This window comes from Neobacillus drentensis (genome assembly GCF_036962765.1).
In the GTDB taxonomy this organism is placed as follows: domain Bacteria; phylum Bacillota; class Bacilli; order Bacillales; family Cytobacillaceae; genus Neobacillus; species Neobacillus drentensis_C.
In genome coordinates this window covers 9,700-13,291 of sequence record NZ_JBALOS010000107.1, presented here as the reverse complement: position 1 = coordinate 13,291, position 3,592 = coordinate 9,700, and the positions used below count along the sequence as shown (strand labels likewise).

The 3,592-nt window shown below is 41.0% G+C and carries 3 protein-coding genes; all 3 read right to left on the bottom strand.

Features of this window, described 5'->3' with window-relative positions:
- Positions 1-94: 94 nt before the first annotated feature.
- Complete coding sequence (fdhD, locus tag V7137_RS14565; protein WP_335698756.1) at positions 95-916, bottom strand: formate dehydrogenase accessory sulfurtransferase FdhD; 822 nt, start codon at positions 914-916, stop codon at positions 95-97.
- A 33-nt stretch (positions 917-949) separates the two neighbouring features.
- Positions 950-3,307 (bottom strand): FdhF/YdeP family oxidoreductase, encoded by a 2,358-nt coding sequence (locus tag V7137_RS14560; protein ID WP_335698755.1) that lies wholly within the window; start codon positions 3,305-3,307, stop codon positions 950-952.
- Between the two features lie 154 nt (positions 3,308-3,461).
- Positions 3,462-3,592 (bottom strand): Na-translocating system protein MpsC family protein (locus V7137_RS14555; RefSeq protein WP_335698759.1); only part of this gene is annotated, 131 nt, incomplete at its 5' end.

Genomic DNA, 3,592 nt, shown 5'->3' with positions numbered 1-3,592 from the left:
ATATTAATTAAAATATGCTCCAATCAACAAGGTGCCAAAATCAACAATAAGCTTTAACATAGCCTTTTTTATATAGCAGTTGCTAAAATAGTTTTTATAAAACGGATGCTGATGAGCGATTATCTTCTATTCCTTGAATCCGCTCCTGATGGGTGTACACATTAAATCCGTTTCCACGGATAAAGCCAACCGCTGTAATACCAAGCTCCTCTGCTAAATCTAGGGCAAGATTGGTGGGTGCAGATTTAGACAGAATAATCCCCACTCCAATCTTGGCTGCTTTTAATAAAACCTCCGATGAAATTCGGCCACTGAAGGCAATGATTTTATCCTTAATTGGGATTCGGTTGATAATGCAATAACCAAATAGTTTATCAAGGGCATTATGTCGACCTATATCGGTCCTTGCTGCGATAATTCCATCCTTTGTACATAGAGCAGCATTATGAACCCCTCCCGTTTGTTGAAAATGGGAAGAACTTTCCTGCATCTGCTGCATTAACTCACGGCATTGTTCTGGAGTAACCGTTATTTTCGTCATAACGGTTTTTGCTGTCTTTACATCATTATGAAAGTAAAATTGACGGCCTTTTCCACAACAAGATCCAATAAACCTTTTAGAATGGAAATCTTTTTGAATCGAATGAGTATTAACAAGATCGACATATGCAAATCCCTTTTCTTCGTCGATATGGATCGAATGAATATCTTGGTATACTCGAATTACACCTTCAGAAGCTAAGAAGCCAACCACCAATTCTTTCAGTTCAGAAGGGGTACAAACCATGGTGGCAAACTCCGTTCCATCTAATATAATCGTTAGGGCAGATTCGACTGCAATGTCGTCCTCTTCCTCGATAAAGTTATCCCCATTATACTTAACAATGTATTGAGAAGTAGTGATTTCCTTTAACAAATGTGGTGCCCCTTTCCATGGATATTCTTGCCCTCAACCAACTTCTGTTTCAAGATCCGCAATCGGCTTTTCTAGATATTGAGTATCTTTACGGGCATTATATCGTTCTGCTTTTTCCACATTAACCGTGATGTTGTAATCCGGGATGCCGGCAAATTTCTCATAACGACCCCGAGGCAACAAGAAGTTACCCTCTGGGAAGTGAACTTCTAAATTTCCTTGCGCAATGTCAACAAACTTAGCAGTACCTTGGAAGACGCCAAATCCGTTATAAACAACAATTCCTTCACCTTCAGCAATGCTTAATTTTTGCCCATCAACAGGACTCATTAATACGTCATAACGACCTGCACCGTTTAACGGATCAACTTCTTTATACACCATCGAGTTAAACTGCTTACCACGGCGAGAAGTAACAATAAATTGTTCTGGCTTTTTATTTAAATCCGGAATATCAACCGGAATTAAGATACCTCTGCCATCTGGAGTTGGACAAAGTCCATCTTCACATAACCAAGCACCACCCCACTGAAAAACGTCTCCTTGCTTTTTTAAATGCTGGATGCCGTCGTAATCAGGGTTTGCTTTGGCAATTTCCTCTCGAATGGCCTGCCCGTCCTTAAAATCAACCAAATGAGCTGTTTCGGGTTTCACACGCTTTGCAAGGTCGAGATAAATTTTCCATTCTGCACGTGCTTCTTCAATCATGTTTTTGTTACCAGTAATTTCTGGAGAGAAGTAAACCATTCGTTCAGTTGATGTACTCGTGCCGCCGCCTTCTTGCTCATAACGCGTTTTCGCCGGTAACACGATGACTGCTTCTTTCGCATCAACTAACGTCGATGTGTTTAAAATAATATCTTGATGAACGCGGATCTCCAGTTCAGATAAGGATTGTGCAATAAAATCAGGATCAGGCATCGTTTCTAAGAAATTACCACCAGATAGGTAATATAGTTTCACTTTCCGCTCATGATCTTCTGGGAGAACAATGTTTTCTAGTGTGACGCCAACGATGTCACCCTGCCACTCTGGCAGGTCAAATCCCCAAAGCTTTTCGATTCGCTCAACATTGTTCCCATCCCAGCCCCCGCCAGGTAAAACAAACGGGTCTGCCCCCATTTCTCCGCTGCCTTGAACACTTGAGTGTCCCCGGAATGGCATAAGACCAGCGTGCTTTCGTCCTAAGTGACCACGAAGGAGTGCCAAGTTTGCGACTTGAGAGATATTGTCTGTTGCAAACGAATGCATCGTCAGACCAAGTGCCCACGCATATACAGCATTTTTGCTGTTTGCTAAAAGTTCAGCTAATTCTATGATTCTTTCTTTTGAAACGCCTGAAGATACGATGATGTCTTCCCAAGATTGTTCTTGGACTTTTTTCTTTAATTCTTCGTAACCGTTTACATGTTCCTCTACGAACTCATGGTTAACCGCTGAACCATATGCTTTTTCCTCCATATCAAACCAATGCTTCATGATTCCATGCATAAAGGCAATATCCCCGCCGATGTTGACTTGATAGAAGTCATCGGCAAGTTTTGTTCCGAATAATGCGGACTCAGGGTTTGAAGGAATCCAATACTGATCCATCGCTGGTTCTCGGTATGGGTTAACCACAATGATTTTGGTTCCTTTTTTCTTTGCTTCAAGCATGTATTTTGAAGAAACAGGTGATGAGTTCGAAGCGACACTTCCCCAAAACAGTAAGACATCCGTTCCAATCCAATCTAGATAATTGGAAGTAGAAGCTCCCACACCAATGGAACGTTTTAAAGCTGTTTTACTTGGAGCGTGGCAAATACGGGATGCGTTATCAATGTGATTGGTCCCGAGAAAACGTGCTACTTTCCCCGCAACATAATAGCTTTCATTTGTAATCCCTCGAGCGGTTAAATAAAAGGCATATTGTTTCGGTTCCAGCTTTTTCATTTTATCTGCAATGAGATCCATTGCGTCATCCCATGTAATACGTGAAAAATTACGTTCCCCTTTGCGACGAATCATTGGATAGGGAATCCGGCCTAGCTTACGAAGTTCAGTGCTATCATATTTCCTTAGTTCATCAATATCGGCATGTAGAATTTCAGGATGAATCGCAGGCATTGTATTTAGCCGAAGCACATTCAAACGTGTGGTGCATACGTGCGGTCCATCCAATGTTTGGTCATATAACCCTGATACACCGAGTGCACAACCGTCACAAACGCCTTTCGTAATAATACGTGTGGCATAGCCGATGTTGTCTTTATTATCCCAAGCGATCTTCATCGTATCGCGGATATGTTGTGGCTTAATCTTTCCAAGTCCAAAGGGAATTGGACTTACCCAGTATTTAGGAGCAGGTAACTTTGCCTTTTTTTGTGGTCCCGGATGTTGGGTTTTTCCCATTTTCATTTCCCCCTCTTTAATGCTATTTGTAAAAATCCAATAAAAAACCACCTACGATAACATCATCCATTACAATGGATAAATATATCTAGGTGGTTAGTCTTTAACAGGTACGCTGTCAAGTGCCAACATTATGCTATTGATAGTAGTTTATCTACGTTTTAAACTTTTCCTCAATGTCTTGATCAAAGACGAAAATCGACATACCTATATCTTTTTCAATATTGATATCCACAAAGACACGAATAAATCGTACATTAAGTAAATCTTCCATTTCCTGAGGAT